15 protein-coding genes are annotated in these 17,488 nt (G+C 61.5%); 5 read left to right on the top strand and 10 right to left on the bottom strand.

Going from position 1 to position 17,488, the window contains the following annotated elements:
- Positions 1-40: 40 nt before the first annotated feature.
- From BUB62_RS10310 to BUB62_RS10300, 3 genes are all read right to left on the bottom strand, one after another.
- Positions 41-337, bottom strand: a complete 297-nt coding sequence (locus tag BUB62_RS10310) for a YMGG-like glycine zipper-containing protein (RefSeq protein WP_073109566.1) — start codon at positions 335-337, stop codon at positions 41-43.
- Positions 338-532: 195 nt separating this feature from the next.
- Complete coding sequence (locus tag BUB62_RS19735) at positions 533-2,113, bottom strand: OmpA family protein (protein ID WP_084538976.1); 1,581 nt, start codon at positions 2,111-2,113, stop codon at positions 533-535.
- Positions 2,114-2,634: 521 nt separating this feature from the next.
- Positions 2,635-3,213, bottom strand: coding sequence for a nitroreductase family protein (locus tag BUB62_RS10300; RefSeq protein ID WP_073109563.1), 579 nt, complete (start codon positions 3,211-3,213; stop codon positions 2,635-2,637).
- A 299-nt stretch (positions 3,214-3,512) separates the two neighbouring features.
- Between BUB62_RS10300 and BUB62_RS10295 the strand changes: the two genes are divergently transcribed.
- Positions 3,513-5,693 (top strand): S9 family peptidase, encoded by a 2,181-nt coding sequence (locus BUB62_RS10295; protein WP_234988669.1) that lies wholly within the window; start codon positions 3,513-3,515, stop codon positions 5,691-5,693.
- A gap of 304 nt (positions 5,694-5,997) precedes the next feature.
- On the opposite strand, the gene BUB62_RS10290 is transcribed toward BUB62_RS10295, so the two are convergent.
- Positions 5,998-7,323, bottom strand: a complete 1,326-nt coding sequence (locus tag BUB62_RS10290) for a serine hydrolase domain-containing protein (protein ID WP_073109560.1) — start codon at positions 7,321-7,323, stop codon at positions 5,998-6,000.
- 147 nt (positions 7,324-7,470) lie between these two features.
- On the opposite strand from BUB62_RS10290, the gene BUB62_RS10285 reads away from it, so the two are divergent.
- Entirely contained in the window at positions 7,471-8,346 is an 876-nt protein-coding gene (locus BUB62_RS10285) for a glutamate--tRNA ligase family protein (protein ID WP_073109557.1), read from the top strand.
- A gap of 128 nt (positions 8,347-8,474) precedes the next feature.
- Here the strand turns inward: BUB62_RS10285 and nfi are convergent, their stop codons facing one another.
- Both nfi and BUB62_RS10275 read right to left on the bottom strand, forming a co-directional pair.
- Positions 8,475-9,155, bottom strand: a complete 681-nt coding sequence (nfi, locus tag BUB62_RS10280; protein WP_073109553.1) for a deoxyribonuclease V — start codon at positions 9,153-9,155, stop codon at positions 8,475-8,477.
- 125 nt (positions 9,156-9,280) lie between these two features.
- A complete protein-coding gene (locus BUB62_RS10275; protein ID WP_073109551.1) occupies positions 9,281-10,474 on the bottom strand; it encodes a glycosyltransferase family 87 protein in 1,194 nt (397 codons plus the stop codon).
- Positions 10,475-10,630: 156 nt separating this feature from the next.
- On the opposite strand from BUB62_RS10275, the gene BUB62_RS10270 reads away from it, so the two are divergent.
- From BUB62_RS10270 to BUB62_RS10260, 3 genes are read left to right on the top strand one after another with little or no spacing between them, the layout of a single operon-like run.
- On the top strand, positions 10,631-11,191 hold the full coding sequence (locus BUB62_RS10270; RefSeq protein WP_073109549.1) for a DUF1990 family protein: 561 nt from the start codon (positions 10,631-10,633) through the stop codon (positions 11,189-11,191).
- A complete protein-coding gene (locus BUB62_RS10265; protein WP_084538975.1) occupies positions 11,172-11,894 on the top strand; it encodes a DUF1990 domain-containing protein in 723 nt (240 codons plus the stop codon). Before BUB62_RS10270 ends, BUB62_RS10265 begins: the two co-directional genes overlap by 20 nt.
- A gap of 31 nt (positions 11,895-11,925) precedes the next feature.
- A complete protein-coding gene (locus tag BUB62_RS10260; RefSeq protein WP_073109546.1) occupies positions 11,926-12,969 on the top strand; it encodes an NAD(P)-dependent alcohol dehydrogenase in 1,044 nt (347 codons plus the stop codon).
- A 50-nt stretch (positions 12,970-13,019) separates the two neighbouring features.
- Here the strand turns inward: BUB62_RS10260 and BUB62_RS10255 are convergent, their stop codons facing one another.
- The 4 genes from BUB62_RS10255 to BUB62_RS10240 all read right to left on the bottom strand — a co-directional run bounded on the left by BUB62_RS10255 (position 13,020) and on the right by BUB62_RS10240 (position 17,394).
- Positions 13,020-13,523 (bottom strand): hypothetical protein, encoded by a 504-nt coding sequence (locus tag BUB62_RS10255; protein ID WP_073109544.1) that lies wholly within the window; start codon positions 13,521-13,523, stop codon positions 13,020-13,022.
- Positions 13,524-13,699: 176 nt separating this feature from the next.
- Positions 13,700-15,247 (bottom strand): serine hydrolase domain-containing protein, encoded by a 1,548-nt coding sequence (locus BUB62_RS10250; protein WP_073109541.1) that lies wholly within the window; start codon positions 15,245-15,247, stop codon positions 13,700-13,702.
- Positions 15,248-15,444: 197 nt separating this feature from the next.
- The gene (locus BUB62_RS10245; protein WP_073109539.1) at positions 15,445-16,110 is read right to left on the bottom strand and encodes a cytochrome b/b6 domain-containing protein; all 666 of its coding nucleotides are present in this window, start codon (positions 16,108-16,110) and stop codon (positions 15,445-15,447) included.
- 87 nt (positions 16,111-16,197) lie between these two features.
- Complete coding sequence (locus BUB62_RS10240) at positions 16,198-17,394, bottom strand: pyridoxal phosphate-dependent aminotransferase (RefSeq protein ID WP_073109536.1); 1,197 nt, start codon at positions 17,392-17,394, stop codon at positions 16,198-16,200.
- Positions 17,395-17,488: the final 94 nt, after the last annotated feature.

The raw sequence follows: 17,488 nt of genomic DNA, 5'->3' as shown, positions 1-17,488 counted from the left end.
TCAGGAAATGCAAAACATGGCCGCAAGGCCGCTGGCCAAGCTATTGCTTCGAGTACTGCTCGTAGCGTACGGGGGTCTTTTTCTTGTCCTTTTTGCGGCCAATCACGGCCCCGGCGGCGGCTCCGGTTACGCCACCGATTACCGCGCCTTTCGTGCCGCCTATTACGGCTCCGCCCACAGCCCCCACGCCGGTGCCGATGGCCGCGCCTTTGGCTTTGCCGCTCCAGCCTTTCTTAGCCGGCTGGGTAGTCTGGGCCTGAGCAGTTTCGGGGGCTAGGGTAGCGCTGAGCAGCAAAACCGTGGAAAACAGGGCTACATATCCTTTGAGCGTTTTCATAACGTCTGAGTTTAGAATGAAAAAAACAGGGAGTTGGGATTTTAACGCAGGACAAATCCGGTAGGTTGTAAGCAAGAGCAACCTAGTTGCCGGGGCTCCGACATAGTACAACTAGGGCAGCGTGGCATGGGCCAAAAAAAGCGGCCAGCTATGGAGCTGGCCGCTTTCTGAAGTACTGACCCGAAGGTCAATGGGTTACTTTCTCCGTACCGGAGCCTTTTTCACCGGGGCTTTCTTCACCGGAGCTGCTTTCACGGGGGCGGCAGGAATTTCCGGGGCTGGGCCATACTTGGTTTCGGCAGGGTTCGGGTCACCGGGCAGGTACACGTCGAACTCTACGCGGCGGTTGATGGCGCGACCCGACTCCTTGGCGTTGTCGGCAATCGGCTTGGTTTCGCCGTAGCCATGCGACACAATCCGGTCGGCGGGGATACCTTTGCTGAGCATGTAGGTGCGGGCCGAGGCGGCGCGGGCATCCGACAGACGCAGGTTGTACGCATCGTCGCCTTTGTTATCGGCGTGGGCCGAAATACCCAGCGAGTAGTCAGGATAGGCGTTCAGAATCTCTACCAGACCATTCAGCGTCGGGAACGAAATCGGCTTCAGCGTCGCTTTATCGAATTCGAACTGGATGTATTTGGTGGCTTCCTGGAGCTTCTTCTTCTCCTCCACTTTCATTTCGGGGCAGCCTTTGTTCGAGGCTGGGCCGGCACGATCTGGGCAGCGGTCCTGGTAATCTGGAACACCATCACCGTCACGGTCGAGTGGGCAGCCGCTGGCATCTACCGAAACACCAGCCGGGGTGCCGGGGCACTTGTCGTTGGCATCGGTCACGCCATCGTTATCAGCATCTGGGCAGCCTTTCAGCTCCGCCTTGCCGGGGGTATCGGGGCAGGCGTCGTCGCCGTCGCGCACACCATCACCGTCGCGGTCGGGGCAGCCTTCCAGCGCCGCCAGGCCTTTCTCGGTGGGGCACTTATCCTGATAATCCGGAACACCGTCGGCGTCGCCATCAAGTGGGCAGCCATTGGCATCTACGGCTACGCCCGTGGGGGTGCCGGGGCATTTGTCCTTTTTATCACTTACACCGTCGCCGTCGGTATCAATGGTTTTACCCAAGTTGAAGGTAAGACCGGCCGAATGTTGCAGGTAGCGGTCGTTGATGTTGCCTTTTTCCGTGATGCCGTCCACTTGGTCGGTGGTGGCATAGTGCTGGCTGGTTTCTACGAAAACAGCCACGGCTGGCGAAAACTGGAACGTGATACCGGCCGCGCCTTTCAGATCCCAGGCGTACAGGTCACGGTTGTCGGGCGCACCGCCACCCACTTTGAAGCGGTCGGTGCTGGCGAAGAATACGCCGGGGGTCAGGCTCAGGTAAGGAGCAATGACGGCGTCCTCTTTAAAGGCCCAGCCGTTGTTCAGCTTCAGCTTCACGGGAATGCCGATGTTCACCACATTGGCCCGGAAGCCGCTGAAGTTGAAATCCGTGTTTTTGGGTGGATTGCCCGAGAAGGCCATTTCGCCGTAGCTCATGTCCAGACCCAAATCGACGCCCGGCGTCACGTAGCGGTTTATGCGCAGGCCGGCACCGAACTCAATCTTGTCGCTCTTGAACCATTCGGAACCCAGGTCGCCGTGGTACTGCCAGGTAGTACCATAGAGGCTGATGCCCGTTTTTCGCTCGGAGCTTTGTGCTTGCCCCGTGTGGGGCAGGGCAGCCACCAACGCCAGCCCGAGCCCGAGGGCCTTCGTAGCGGATGTAAGAGGTAGTTTCATATGGAACGGGGGTTAAAAGTTTGACTCAATCCGTATTGAATCGAGCCTATATACCTTGCCCCGTACTATAAGGTTGTTGTGAAATGAGGGTTCGGCAGCAATACCCGGCCGGCCCAGGAACTTTTTCACCCGACCTGTTCCGCTAGGCTAATGCGCAGGGAATCGGACGTGAAATGCCTGCCTTGCGCAGTATTTATTTGTGGATAATAGTGTGAATGATAATGCCTTAGTGGCAAACACGGCGGGCTTTGAAAATATGAATTTTGCTTTTCGCGCTCCTGTCGAGCTAGGGTAAGCGGGCCGAAATCAGGTAGGCTTTATAGCCCAGCTCAAGCGCGGAAATAAGGTGTATCAAGTTCCGGTTTCCGACTGAAAAAGCGTTTCAGCTGGAGGTTTTTCAGCACCAGCCAGCCGAGGTATGTCGCCACGGCACGGCCAAAAAAAGAAGCCTTTCCGGATCCGGAAAGGCTTCTGACGGCTAAGCTACCGGCCACCCGGACTCCGACTAACCGAAAAAGTAGTTAAGCAGGCAGCTGCTCGTGAAACGCAATTTCCGCCACCGGCTTGCGCTGTCGGGCGGCCTTTTCCCGGCTCAGAAACGGCTCTTCCAGCTGCTCGGCCTCGCCCTGGTAGCCCAGCGCAATCATCACGACGGGCTGCAGGCTTGCGGGCAAATCGAAAGCTGCCTGGGCTTTGGCGCGGTCGAAGCCGCCGATGAAGTGGCCGTGCAGGCCCAGGGCCGTGGCTTCCAGAATCAGGTTGCCGTTGGCCAGGCCCAGGTCGTGGAGGGCCGCCCCGTTGGGGGTGCCGTTGTCGTAGTGGGTTTTGGCCAAGGCCAGCACCAGCACGGCGGCGTTGCGGGCCCAGGGCTGGTTGCCGGGCATTAGGCAATCGACTAGTTTTTGGAAGGCTTCGGTGTCGGTGCGGTGGGCGTAGAGGTAGCGCCAGGGCTGCTCGTTCATGGCGCTGGCGGCCCAGGAAGCGGCTTCAAAAAGCTGACTCACCGCTTCGGGCGCTACGGGCGTGGGCGCAAAGGAGCGCGGGCTCCAGCGGCTGCGAATCAGGTCGTGGACGGGGTAGGTAGTGGGGGCGGTTTTCATCAAGCGCTGCTTTTACTGCATTAGGGCCGCCGGTTTGGCCCGGCGAAAATGTGCGGGCTACGGTCGGCGGTGGTAGTTGATATATGTACATACATTGATAGCGCTGAAAAGTTCAAACATGCCTTCCCACTAGGGCTGAGAAGCTGGCCCAGCATGCGTGGCCGGAGGGCGGGTAGCAAGCAACATTGGCCGCCAAAGCCCGTCAGTTGACACACTCGGCCAGATCCCGCGCCGGCCAATAGCAACCAATGCGTAATTTGCCCTTCCTTTCACTCTCTTCTCCCCATTAAAAGTTGTTTATGCTCAGAATTCTCACGCGGAAAATGGCCGCGGCGGTCGTGCTTTTCCAGCTGCTATTCGTGGGGGCCGCCTCCGCCCAGTTCGGGCCCGGCACCCAATGGACCAAAGACGGCAACGGCTACATGAAGGCCGACAACGACGAAATCGTACAGCTCGACGCCCGTGATGGCACCAAGCGCACGGTGCTGGTCAGCAAGGCCCAGCTGACGCCCCAGGGCCAAACCGCACCGCTGGAAGTGCGCCGCTTCTCGCTCTCCGACGACGGCCAGAAAGTCCTCATTCATACCAACACCAAAAAAGTATGGCGCTACGACACCCGCGGCGACTACTGGGTGTATGACACGGCCGCCAAAACCCTGAAGCAGCTCGGCAAGGGCCGCCCGGAATCGTCGCTGATGTTCGCCAAATTCTCGCCCAACGGCCAGCAGGTGGCCTACGTGAGCGAGCATAATATTTACGTGGAAGACCTGGCCGGCAGCACCATCCGGCCCCTGACCACCGATGGCACCCGCACGCTCATCAACGGTACCTTCGACTGGGTATATGAGGAGGAGCTGGACTGCCGCGACGGTTTCCGCTGGGCCCCCAATGGCCAGAGCATTGCCTACTGGCAGCTCGATGCGGCTAAAACCAAAAACTACCTCATGCTGAACACCACCGACTCGCTGTACCCGTTCACGGTGCCGGTAGAGTACCCCGTGGTGGGCGAGGACCCCAGCATGGCCCGCATCGGGGTGGTGCCCGTGCAGGGCGGCGCTACCACTTGGATGAAGATTCCGGGGGATGCCGTGCAGCACTACCTGCCCCGTATGGAGTGGGCCAACAACTCCTCGGAGCTGATTGTGCAGCAGCTGAACCGCCGCCAGAACGAAAGCAAAATCATGCTTTGCACCGCCGCTACCGGCGAGGTGAAGCCTGTGCACAGCGAAACGGAGAAGGCCTGGATTGATGCCAAAAGCGAAGCTGTGGGCTGGGACTGGATTGAGGGCGGCAAGCGCTTTATCTGGCTTAGCGAGAAAGACGGCTGGCGCCACATTTACACCATCGACCGCAAGGGCCAGGAGAAGCTGCTCACCAAGGGCAACTACGACGTAATCAGCGTAAGCCTGATTGACGAGAAGAACGGCACGATTTACTTCATGGCCTCGCCGGACAATGCCACCCAGAGCTACCTCTACAAAGTGGCCCTGAAAGGCGGCAAAGCCGAGCGCGTGACACCGAAAGAGCTGGCCGGCTCGCACAGCTACGACATTTCGCCCAACGGCCGCCTGGCCCTGCACAACTTCTCCAACAGCACCACTTACCCGGTGGCCGATGTGGTGTCGTTGCCCGAGCATAAGCGCCTGAGCGGCGGCGAGGTGTCGGAGCGGGCCAAGAGCATCAAGCTGCCCAAGCCGGAGTTCTTCCAGGTGAAAACTGAGGACGGTATTACGATGGACGGCTGGATGGTGAAGCCCACCAACTTCGACCCCGCCAAGAAATACCCCATCGTGTTCTACGTGTACGGCGAGCCCGCCAGCCAGACGGTGGTAGACCGTTTCGGCACGGGCTTCAACCGCCTGTATGCGGGCAGCATGGCCGATGACGGCTACATCTACGCCTCCGTGGAAGGTCGTGGCGCGCCCGCCCCGAAAGGCCGCGAGTGGCGCAAATCCATCTACCACAACATCGGCAAAATCAACATCCGCGACCAGGCGATGGCGGCCAAGGAGCTGCTGAAGCGCCATGCCTTCATCGACACCAGCCGCGTGGCCGTGTGGGGCTGGAGCGGCGGCGGGTCCAGCACGCTGAACCTGCTGTTTCAGTACCCGCAGATCTACAAAACCGGCGTTTCCATTGCCGCCGTCGACAATCAGCTCAACTACGACAACATCTACCAGGAGCGCTACATGGGGCTGCTGCCCGAAGACAAGCACCACTTTGTGGATAACTCGCCCCTGAACTACGCCAAAAACCTGCGCGGCAACCTGCTGCTCATCCACGGCACCGGCGACGACAACGTGCACTACAACAACGCCGAGCAGATGATCAATGAGCTTGTCAAGCACAACAAGCCCTTCCAGATGATGGCCTACCCGAACCGTACGCACAGCATCTCGGAAGGCGAAGGTACCAGCCGCCACCTGGCCACCACCTTCACCCAATTCCTAAAAGAGCACTGCCCACCCGGCGCCCGCTAAAATATCAGTGAATTAAGAGAAAAAGCCCTTCGGAATGCTCCGAAGGGCTTTTTCTCTTAATTCACTGATACAAGACTTACGCAAAAGGTCGGTTTTTAAGCCCCAGCGGGGCGGCATGTCGGTAGTAGCCAAAGCCGCTGAAAGACCAGAGCCCCAGCGGGACGGCACCTATCGTTGAACGAAGGTGTCGCCCCGCTGGGGCTTCGACCGCTTTTGCCCGTTACTGCTACCGATATGCCGCCCCGCTGGGGCTAGCTTTTGCCGCGGTTGCGTAAATGCTATAATAAAAGAAACTCGCGGGTTCCTACTGCTTCACCACCCGGCGCACGGCCAGCACGCGGCTTTCAGCGCTCAGCCAGTGCAGCAGATACAGCCCGGCGGGCAGCTCCGCTACGGACATCGAGGCTTCGCCGGCTACCACCAACTCCCGCACCACGCGGCCGGTGGCATCGAGCAGGCACAGCCGGCGGGCAGCCGGCACGGCGGAAACGGTTAGGGTCTGCGTGGCCGGGTTAGGAAAAACCTGGGCGGCGGCCTGGGCAATGGCGTTTTGGGTGGCCAGCGGGCGGCACTGCATAGCGGCCATCAGGTAGCGCCAGAGTTCGGTGTCGAAGGAGGAAACGGCCAGGCGCGGACTATCGGCCGAATTGCCCTGGCGCACCACCACCAGCCCCAGGCTGGGCACCACGTAGATTTTCTGGTCGTTTTTGCCCAGCGCGGCAACAAGGTCGGCGGGGGCGGTGGGAATGAGCGGGCCGGAAAAAACGGTTTGCTGGGGGCCAGGCAGCTGGTAGGAGCTTTGGCCATTGAGCCACCACAGGTAGCCGTAGCTGCGGTTCAGCGGCTGCGAAGGCGTGGTCATCTGCCGGAAATATGCCGTGTCGCGCAGAATGGCGGCACCGTTCCAGGTGCCACGGGCCAGGGCCAGCAGGCCAAAGCGGGCCATGTCGCGGGCCCGGCTGTAGTAGATGCCGTTGGCCCACGCCCCGCTCATACCAATGCGGGAGGCCAGGCGCTGGTTGGTGAACTGATTGATGGCGAGGCCACTGGCCTGGGCCACCACATCCAGCAACCGCCGGTAGGGACCGGTGTGGTAAGCCCAGCGGGTGCCGGCATCGGTGCGGTAGAGCAGGCAGCCGGGGGAGGTGCTTTCGTTGTCGCAGGGCGCGGGCGGCGTGTCGTCGAGGCCGGTGGTCATGGTGAGCTGGTGGCGCAGCGTGATGCGGCCTTCCTTGCGCGCGGGGGCCGAAGTCCAGCCCCGGCCCAGCGTGCGCGAGGTGCTGTCGGTGAGGCTGAGCAGGCTTTCCTGCTGCGCAATGCCCACCAACATGGCCGTCAGTGATTTGCCCGCTGAAGCCCAGTAATGCACCGAATCTTGGGTGTAGGTGCCGTAGTAGCGCTCCAGCACCAGCCGGCCATCTTTGAGCACGATAAACGACTTGGTGTGCTTGCGGCCCAGAAAATTATAGAGCGAATCGAGCTGAGGCTGGCACCAACCCAGACTCTGGGGCGTGGTGGTGGCCCAGGTGCCGACCGCCGGCGGGGGCGGAAAATACAGCGTTTGCTGGGCTTGGGCAGTGCCTGCCAATAGCCCAGCCAGCAACAGAAAGGAAAGTAGAGCGTGTTTCATGGAGCCGCAAAGTAAGGAGGTGCTGGCTTGGACTACGGCCGGGCCTCGGCGTTTAATCCGGCCGCTGGAACAGTGGTGTGTAGAGCCATTCCGCGTGTGTTTTTCGCACGGTTGATGCGGCCGTAGTACCTTGCGGCCGTCGTTGCCATGAGCCAGTCTGCCTCTCCCATCATCTCCCGCCTCGCGCCCACGCCCAGCGGCTTTCTGCACTTGGGCAATGCCGTCAACTTTGTATTGACCTGGCTGCTCACCCGCCGCGCCCACGGCAAGCTACACCTGCGCATCGACGACCTGGACCGCGCCCGCCTGCGCCCGCAGTACCTGGAAAACATCTTCCGCACCATCGAATGGCTCGGCCTCGACTACGACCACGGCCCCGCCGGCCCCGCCGATTTTGAGCAAAACTATTCGCAGCTCCACCACCTGCCCGCGTACGAACTGGCGCTCCAACGGCTGGCCCAGGTGCCCGGCCTGCTCTACGCCAGCACCCGCTCCCGCACCAGCCCCGCCGAAACCGAAGTGCCCTTCGATACGCCCGGTGCCGCCTGGCGCGCGCGGGTGCCGCCGGCCCTGGAAATTCGCTTCCTGGATGCCTGGCAGGGCGAAACTGTAGTGCCGCTGGGCCAGCAAATGCCTGATTTTGTGGTGCGCAAAAAGGACGGCATTGCCGCCTATCAGTTGGCTTCTATCATCGACGATTTGCGCCTGGGCACTACGCTCATCGTGCGCGGCCTCGACCTGCAGGCCAGCACCGCCGCCCAGCTCTGGCTGGCCCGGCAACTCCCCGAAACCGCCGCGTTCAATGCCCACCGCATCCGCTTCCATCACCATCCGCTGCTCACCGGTCCCGATGGCCTGAAGCTTTCCAAGTCGCAGCAGCAGCCATTGGCGCGGGGTATCATGGGCGATGCGGCTTCGCCCCGGCCGGTGTATGCTGCGGTGGCGCGGCTGCTAGGGCTGCCCGCGGCGGCGGGCGAGTCGTTGGGGGCGCTGCGCGAGGCGTTTGAGGCGGTGAATCAGTAGAAAGAAGGTGTCATGCTGAGCTTGTCGAAGCATCTCGCGTGCTGATGTCAGATTAGTAATCCGAAGTCAGCACGCGAGATGCTTCGACAAGCTCAGCATGACGTTCTTTTTCAAAGCGCTAATGCACATTACCGTAGCTCCTTTTTGAATTCCTCGGCCCAATGATCGGCCAAGCGGGTGGGCTCGGGCAGCTTGTAGCCGCGCAGGCAGGCCAGCGTGAGGCGGGTGGCCGTGGCTTGGTCGCAGCGGTGGCCGGGACTCACGAACAGCGGCAGCACCTTGTCTTTCGAGCGAATGACTTCGCCCAGCACCTCGCCGCTTTTATCCAAAAGCAAGCTGGTGCTGCCTTTGGCATGGCCCGGCTCCTGATACGCGCCGGTCAGCTTCTGCTTGGCCACGCCGAAGGTGGGCATATCGAGCAGTACGCCTATGTGGGCGGCAATGCCCATGCGCCGCGGATGCGCGATGCCGTGCCCGTCTACCATGATAATATCGGGCTTCTGCCGGAGCTTTTCGTAGGCTTTCAGCACATTCGGCGCTTCGCGAAACGAGAGCAGGCCCGGAATGTAGGGCACCTCCACCGGCCCTGCGTGCCACACCTTCTCCACCACTTCCAGCGACGGAAACCGCAGTAGCACCACCACCGATAGAATGGTTTCGGGCGTCGGAAACGACGAGTCGCAGCCGGCAATGAAGGCCGGCTCGTGGCCCAGCGGCAGCAGGCGCACGTGGCTGCGCATTTCCTGCTGCACCTGGGTCAGCTCGCGCACGATCAGCGGATCGGCCGGCGGGTGGTAGGGGCGGTACATAAGTGAGATGGTGAGATAGTGAAATGGTGAGTTGATGTTCGGGCGGCGCGAGCGGGGCACAAAAAAGCCTCGCCGCCTGCTATACGGGCAGGGGCGAGGCTTTGCGATACGGAAAGACGAACGGCTTAGGCTATTTCGGTCGGGGCAAGCTGAGCTGATTCGGCCGCTGCTGCCTGCAGCCGCGCCCGCCACCGCGGATACAGCAGCAATTGCGCCTGAATAACGGCCCAGGCCAGAATCATCGGTACTGCCTTGAGCTTGTACACGTCGAAATAGGCGTGGCGGAGGGCGGGCGGGTTCAGGTCGGTGGCGGAGAGAGTGGTGAAGATGAGCACCAGCGCAAACAGGGCCCAGCCCAGCCGCGTGCCGCGCCCGTACCAAATAAACCAGAACATGAACCCCGCCACGGCAATAATAAACGTGGGTGACTCGGCCATCTGATTGAATATCACTACAAAAATCAGGATGGAGGCCACGTAGAGGCGGCGGTAGTCGGCCTCGCGCCAGAAGCGGAACCAGACCAGCGGAGCCAGCAGCAGCAACATTCCAATTGCCTGCACCACGCCCTTAGCCGTGGGAGCCACCCCAAACCAGCTTTCGAGCACGCCCATCAGCGAGAGCTGAATGCCCGTGGCCGACTCGCGCACCACGGCCAACCAGTCCTGGTAAATCATCCGGAAATTCGGCCACGACACCACCAGCAGCGGCGTGAAAGCCAGCAGCGCCAGCCAGGCAAAGGCCACCGCGCCGTTGCGGATGGGCTGCGGGTAAAACAGGAAAATCAGCCCGATGCCGATGCCGTAGATTTTGATGAGCGCCGCCAGGGCCACGCACAGCCCGGCCCAGCTATATTTCTCGTTTTCCAGATTGATGTAGGTCCACAGCATCAGGCCCACCAATAGGCAGTTGGCCTGGCTGTTGTGCAGGGCCGTCATCATATCGATGAGGCAGAGCAGCAGAAACAGCAGCTGCCGGCGCACATCCGGAAACAGGCGACGCGCGGCGGTGTAGAACACGACATTGTTCAGCGCATTCCAGAGCAGCAGGCCCAGCCAGTCGGGCAACACGGCAAACGGGGCCATAAACAGCGCGAAAGCCGGGCTGTACTTATAGATTTCGTTGAAGTTGTCGGGCATCGGCTGATAGAGCGTTTGGCCCTTCAGCAGCAGGAAAAATGGGTCAACGAACGTGCGGTAGTTGTGGTAGGAAAACTGGCCCTTGAAGTAGTGCTGAAACGAGACAACGATGGTAAGCACCACGTACAACCCCAGCACCAGGCGCGGGTTGAGCAGAATTCGCTGAATTCGGGGGGAAAGCATAGGCGGAAAGCAGGCAAGGATAAATTCGGACCGAAAGTACGCGGAAAAATGGCCGGCTCACGTACCGGCTCCGTACCGGCGCTAACCCCGCGTCGGGTGCCTGCGTTAGCAGCAGCAGTCCTTTCCTCGCTACGCTACCCACCCCGGCCCGCCGCTATGAAAAAACCCGAACAGCCCGCCGCCACCGGCGCCGGCCCCCTTTTTGAGCGCATCTACTGTATCGATATTGCCGCGCCGCGCCTCACGGCCCGGCAGCTGATGCAGCACATCAAATGCAACGTAGAGCACTACTCGCCTGATCTGCTGGCCGAGTTTGAGAAGACCAAGGGCCACCCCAATGGCCTGGAGAAAGGCGACGAGTTCAGCATCAAAATTCTGGGCCCCTGGAACGGCACCGTGCGCGTGACCGAAACCGCCGACGACCACTTCGAGTTGATTACGCTCGAAAACCACCCCGAAGCCGGCCGCATCCGCTTCAGCCTGCGCGAGCTGCCGGCCGGCGAGAAAGGCCGCCTGCGCTTCGAGATTCACTCTTGGGCCCGCTCCCGCGACGGCCTGGTGGCCTTCACCTACGACACGCTGGGCATTGGCAAAACCGTGCAACAGCAGACCTGGGAGCTATTTTGTGCCAAAGTGGCCGAAGAAAGCGGCGGCCAGGCCGTAGGGCCGGTAAGTGTGGAAACCATAAAGCACGACGATGCCAATCCCGACCAGTAGCCCGCTACCCGTCGCCGCCACGGCGCCGCCGCTCTGGGAAGTGCAGAAGGCCCGCCTCGAAGCCTTCGGCAAGGCCAAGGTTAATTTCGACCTGGAGCGCGTGAGTGAGTACACCGCCGAAACCGGCTGGCGCATCGACGACTACGACACCGAGCTGCCCGCCGAAGCCCCCGGCCCGCCCGCCGAAAACGGCCCCTGGCGGGCCGCCCAGCAGATTTTGCGGGCCTACACCTTCCCGCCTTCCGATCTGATAACCGGCATTTTCGTGCCCGACGCGCCCCTAGAGGAGCGCACCATGGTGCTGCGGGCGCAGTTTCTGTTCTTCACCTTCTGGTTCGGCGTGCGCATCGGCGGCGTGACGGATGAGACGCGCCGTCTGCCCGACGGCACCCAGGAGCAGGTGTGGGGCTACAACTACCGCACCCTCGAAGGCCACTTCGAGCGGGGCCAGATTGAGTTTACGGTGCACAAAAACCTAGGCACCGGCCGGGTCACGTTTCACATTCACGCTTTTTCGCAGGTGGGCCGCATCCGCAACCCGTTCTACTGGCTGGGCTTCAAGCTGTTTGGGCGCATTCTGCAGCGCCGCTTCGCCCACCAGTCATTGGAGCGGATGCGGGCGCAGGTAGAGGCGGCGCTACGCACCGGCACGCCGCCCCCGCCGGCCGCCGCAAACCTTCGGGCCGAGGCTGGGTTATCCTGATTCGCTTTCTTTTTACCTAACACCCCTGACCATGATTCCAGCCAAAGGCTACGCGGCCCCCGCCGTGCACGCGCCCCTCGAACCCTTTTCCTTCGAGCGCCGCGACGTGGGCCCGCACGATGTTCAGATCGAAATTCTGTTTTGCGGCGTGTGCCATTCCGACCTGCACCAGGTGCGCGACGAATGGGGCGGCGCCATGTTCCCGATGGTGCCCGGCCACGAAATAGTAGGCCGCGTGGTGCGCGTCGGCAACCATGTGAAGAGCTTCCAGGCCGGCGAGCTGGCCGGCGTGGGCTGCATGGTCGACTCTTGCCGCACCTGCCCCAGCTGCCAGGAAAACCTGGAGCAGTACTGCGAAGTGGGCTTTACGGGCACCTACGCGGGCATCGAGAAAGAAACCGGCAAGTCCACGCAGGGCGGCTATTCCAACCAGATTGTGGTAAACGAGCATTTCGTGCTCAAAATATCGGAGAAGCTGGCTTTGGAGCGGGTGGCACCGCTGCTGTGCGCCGGCATCACCACCTACTCGCCGCTGCGGCAGTGGAAAGTGGGCGCCGGCGACCGGGTAGCAGTGATGGGCCTGGGTGGCCTGGGCCACATGGCCGTGAAGCTGGCCGCCGCCATGGGTGCCGAAGTAACCGTGCTCAGCACCTCGCCTAATAAGGAAGCCGATGCCAAAAAGCTGGGGGCCCACAAGTTTGTGGTGACCAAAGACGAGGCCCAGCTGAAAAGCGTGACCAACTACTTCGACTTCATCATCAACACCGTATCGGCCCCGCTGGACCTGGGCCTGTATGTGAACCTGCTCCGCCGCGACGGCACCATGATTCTGCTCGGTGTGCCGCCCGAAGCCCCGCAGCTGCACGCCTTCAACCTGATTGCCAAGCGCCGCCGCGTGGCCGGCTCGCTCATCGGTGGCATAGAGGAAACCCAGGAAATGCTGGATTTCTGCGCCGAGCACAACATCATGTCCGACGTGGAAGTTATTCCGATCAGCCAAATCAACGAGGCGTATGAGCGGATGCTGAAAGGCGACGTGCACTACCGTTTCGTGATTGATATGGCCACGCTGTAGCCTCACCCCCGGCCCCTCTCCTCGGGAGAGGGGCCGGGGGTGAGGCTCCGTTACTCCTCCTCATACGGAAAGCTGAACGCGCCCGTCATCGTAAACCGCCGCGCCCCGCGGCCCGATTCGCAGACCTGGCAGTGGTAGGAGCCGGTCAGCACTTTGCGCACGGTGTCCACGGCCGTTATTTTCACCAGACCGGGGTTGTCGGGGCACGATTTGGAGTAGGCCGCCACCTGCTGGTAGCGGTAAGAGGCGTCGCGGTTGTGGCCGCTCAGGATTTCCTGGAAGGCGTAGGTGCCGGGGGTTAGCGGAAACCGGTCGATGAGGATGGTGAGGCCTTCACCGTCGGGGTCGTTGGCCCGGATGATGTTCAGACGCAACGTGTGGTTGGTGCCCACGAAAATGCGCGAGCCCAGCGTGTCGGTAGCAATGGGCAAACCGTTGATGCGCAGCGAAATAGTAGCCGGCGGCGAAGCAGGGCGCGGGCCCGCGCTAAAGCCCAGCAGGGCCGTCAGCAGCAGCCCGAAAAAAAGAGCGGAGACAAGGAAACGGGCAGGCATGGCGGAGAAAACAGGAAAGCGTGAGGTGAATGCCGGAGCCGCCTAAAAATCAGGCCGAAAAATCTTCCCGACAGTACTCCGGCTTACCGCCGAATTTACCGCCATTCTTTCAAACAAAAAACCGCCCGGACTGCTGGTCCGGGCGGTTTTTTGTTTGAAATGACGACCACCGAAATTTACCGCCGGCTGAACACGTACGGGTCTTGTTCCACGTAGTCGTTGGCCTGCAGCTGCACGGAGGTTACCTTGCCGCCTTCCACTTTGAACACGGCCGGCTGCACCCCAAACACGAGGTTGGAATAGGTGCAGCGGAACTCGTTGCCGTCCATGTAGTCGAGCGTGGCGGTGAGGCCGGGATGGGTGGGGAAGCGCACCAGGAGCTGCTGCTTGTTTTTGGGCGCGATGATGATGGAGCCAAACAATGCATTTTCAAAGTTGCCGGTGTAGGCTTCAGGCTTCATTGGCAGCTTGGCTTTCTTGCTCACCCGCGCGTCCAGCTTCTTGGTGGGGTTGTCGACGAGGCGGGCGGCTTTGGCCCGCTTCAGGAAAAACGCGCTGCGGTCGGCGTAGGGCACGCCCAGATAGCTGTCCAGAATCTGGTAGCGCAGGGCCTCGAAGAAGCTCTGGTTGTCGTTGTTGGTCAGAATGGCGATGCCCAGGCCTTCTTCGGGCACAAAGCACACGTTGCTGACCTGCCCGGAGGCCCCACCGGTGTGCCAGAATACCTGCTTGCCGTTGTAGTCGGTGCTGAGCACGCCCAGGCCGTAGGTGGTGAAGTGCGTGGGCAGCACCGGCGACTTGCGGGCGCTGAGTACGGTGTTGGCGTCGCGGGTTTTGCGCAGCACACTCCACGGCAGCACGCGCTGGCCCTGGTAGCGACCCGAATCGAGCTGAAACTGCAGCCACTTGGCCAGATCCGTCACGTTGGAGGTCATGCTGGCGCAGGGGCCCATGTTGTCCCAGTTGTCGAAGGGCACCGGGGCCAGCGGGCCGAAGGTATTGGAGTAAGCCAGCGCGTGGTTGGGCTGCTGCTCAAAGCCCTGCGAGTTCATGCTCGTGCTGCTCATGCCCAGCGGCCGCAGAATGTTCTGGCGCACATATTCTTCCCAGCTGGTGCCGCCCGTAGCGGCCGGAATCACCTGGCCGGCGGCCACGAAACCGGAGTTGCAGTAGCCGTACTCGCGGCGAAACTGGCCGCCGGGCTTCATCAGCCGCATCCGGTAGATGATGTCTTCGCGGCTCAGATTGGAGTTGAAAAAGGAAAAGTCGCCTTGGAAGGTTTTGAAGCCGAAGTGGTGGCCCATCAGGTCGCGCACCGTCACGAGGCGGGAGGCGGCCGAGTCGTAGAGCTGGAAGCCGGGCAGGTACTTGCTGGCCCGCTCGTCGAGCGAAATCTTCTTTTGCTCGTCGAGGTGGGCCAGGGCGGTGCCGGTGAAGAGCTTGGTGTTGGAGGCAATCATGAACAGCGTGTTGGCATCCACGGGCTCGGGCTTGCCCACGGCCCGCACGCCGTAGCCCTTGCTGACCACCACTTTGCCGTTTTTGACCACCACAATGGCCAGACCAGGCACTTCCCATTGCCGCAGGCCGCGCTGCACGTAGCTGTCGAGGCTATCGGTGAGGAAGCGGTTGGGGGTGGCCGCCGTTTGCGCCGCCGCCGGCTGGGCCAGCGCCAGCAGCAAGCCGCCCAGGCCGCCGGCCGATTTCAGTAAAAAAGAACGCATTTATCAGGAAAAAAATGTGGGAAACGGAATAGTTGAAGCTGTTTGGAGAGTCAAAAAATCTGTCATCCTTCATCTAGCGTACGCTTGCGAAGGACCTTATAACGCCATAGCGAGTTGTATCAACCAGTTGTCGTTCTTTCTACCGTGATAAGGCCCTGCGCAAGCGTACGCCAGATGAAGGATGACAAAAGGGCGCACTAGTCGCCCCCATTTATCATATCCGATACGATGCCTTTGTTTTTGGTAGACTCGGCCCACACCACGCCCGCCACATGCAGCACGATGAAGGCAATAATCAGGTACATGGTGAAGTTGTGCACTTCTTCCACCGTGTGCTCCAGCTTTTCCAGTACTTCAAAATCATCGGCATACACCAGCATCAGGCCCGTGGTCACCATCACCGTCAGCATCAGGTAGAAAGCCAGGTAAGAATACTTCACTACCAGCGAGTGGCGCACGTCGCGCAGGTCGGTGCCCTGCTGGCGAAACAGCTGCCGCGCCGTGCGCAGCTTGACGGAAAAGCGCTGCCGCCCGCGCTGAAAAAATTCCAGCACCACCCGATACAGCAGCAGAAACGCCAGCGTGACGCCCAGGTAAATGTGCCAGTCCCAGATGCGGTGCGAGATGATGCGCGTGAGGCCGCGCACCTGCTCCCGGCTCATCGTTACGCCTTCTTTCTGCAGCACCTGCTGAAACTCCGGCCCCACGGTCTTCATCTTCAGAATCACGAACAGAAACAGAATGGTGATGAGCAGACCCGAAATAACGGCCGCGCTGCCCCAGTGCCAGAGGCGCAGGCTGAGCGAGTTTTTGCGGTCGGCGCGGTCGGCGGCGGCGGTGACGGGGGCAGTCGGGGAGGGCATGGCCAGAAGGATATTTCGGGTTTAGAACAGGAAGAAGAATCAGACGCGCGGCAAGTTACGGCAGTGGTTTCTACTACTCACTGTTCGCTATGCGGTGCGCCCTGGGTACTGCCCCAACGCCCGTTCCAGGCAATCCATGGCTTTATGCAGCTCATCGGCGTTGCGCACGTAGGCCAGGCGCGCTTCCTGCCGGCCCAGGCCAGGCGTGGCATAGAAGCCGGCGGCAGGCGAAATCATCAGCGTCTGGCCCTCGTGCTGAAACGCTTCCAGCAGCCACTGCGCGAAGCGGGCTGTATCGTCCACGGGCAGGCGCACCATCACGTAGAAGGCCCCGCTGGGCACCGGGCACGTCACGCCGGGCATGGCTTGCAGCCGCGCCACCAGCACGTTGCGGCGGTGCAGGTATTCAGCCTTGGTGCCGTCGAAATAGGTGGCGGGCAGCGCGGTGGCGGCCTCGCCCAGCAGCTGCGCCAGCCCCGGCGGACTCACCCGCATCTGGGCAAACTTCAGCGCCGCTTCCTGCACGGCCTTATTCCTGGTCACCAACGCCCCGATGCGGGCCCCGCAGGCGCTGTAGCGCTTCGAGATGGTGTCCAGCAGCACCACATGCTGCTCCAGTCCGGCCAGGTGCAGGGCACTCACGTAGGGCGCATCGTAGCAAAACTCCCGGTAGGCCTCATCCGAGAGCAGAAACAGCTGGCGGCGCAGGCACAGGTCGCGCAGCTGCTCCAGCTCGGCGCGGCTATATACGTAGCCGGTCGGGTTGTTGGGGTTGCAGATCAGAATGGCCTTGGTGCGCGGCGTCAGCAGGCGCTCCATCTCGGCAATGGGCGGCAGCGCGTAGCCCTGTTCAATATGCGATGTGATGGGCACGATGTGCACGCCCGCGGCCACCGCAAACGACGGATACGCGCCGTAGAACGGCTCCGGCACCAGCACCTCGTCGCCGGGGTTGAGGCAGGAAAGCAGGGCAAACAGGATGGCCTCGCTGCCGCCCGCCGTCACCAGAATATCCTCGGCCACCACGTCGATACCCACGCCCTGGTAGTAGCCGGCCAGCTTGCGGCGGTAGGAGTCGTGGCCGGCGCTAGGACTGTATTCCAGCACCCGGATATCGGCCTGCTGCACGGCAGCCAGCACCGAAGGCGGCGTTTCGATATCGGGCTGGCCGATGTTGAGGTGATGCACGATAACGCCGCGCCGCTTGGCCGCATCGGCAAAAGGAGTGAGCTTACGAAAAGGCGACCAGGGCATAGCTTGCCCGCGCCGGGATGCTTCTAACATAACGCGCAAGATACGCCCAAGCGGGCCAGCGAAGCCCTTTTAAGCGGCGTTATTTGTCTGCACCCCGCCAACAACTCCCCATCCGCCCGGTTTT

Origin of the sequence: Hymenobacter daecheongensis DSM 21074 (assembly GCF_900141805.1) — a bacterium.
GTDB classification, from domain to species: Bacteria; Bacteroidota; Bacteroidia; order Cytophagales; family Hymenobacteraceae; genus Hymenobacter; species Hymenobacter daecheongensis.
This window is presented reverse-complemented; position numbering and strand designations above follow the sequence as displayed.